This window comes from Shigella sp. FC1967 (genome assembly GCF_001743005.1).
Taxonomy (GTDB): Bacteria; Pseudomonadota; Gammaproteobacteria; order Enterobacterales; family Enterobacteriaceae; genus Proteus.
In genome coordinates this window covers 1-285 of sequence record NZ_MIIZ01000141.1, presented here as the reverse complement: position 1 = coordinate 285, position 285 = coordinate 1, and the positions used below count along the sequence as shown (strand labels likewise).

Sequence of the window (285 nt, the reverse complement as noted above, 5' to 3'; positions counted from 1 at the left end):
CCCCATGTGAGAGTAGGGAACTGCCAGGCATTAAATTTAGGCTGTGTCAGCCGGTGACAATAAGCCACTAGTGCTGATATGGCTCAGTTGGTAGAGCACACCCTTGGTAAGGGTGAGGTCCCCAGTTCGAATCTGGGTATCAGCACCATAAAAAATTAATTATAACTACATAAACAGATAGTTATAAAAACAGAATTTGCTTGGCGGCCATAGCGCAACGGTCCCACCTGATCCCATGCCGAACTCAGAAGTGAAACGTTGTAGCGCCGATGGTAGTGTGGGGCC

Annotated in this window: 1 tRNA gene and 1 rRNA gene; both read left to right on the top strand. The window is 48.1% G+C overall.

The window, feature by feature from the left end:
• Positions 1-72 precede the first annotated feature (72 nt).
• Positions 73-148, top strand: a tRNA-Thr gene (locus BHE89_RS01310).
• A 51-nt stretch (positions 149-199) separates the two neighbouring features.
• Positions 200-285 (top strand): 5S ribosomal RNA (gene rrf / locus BHE89_RS01305); the annotation flags it as partial.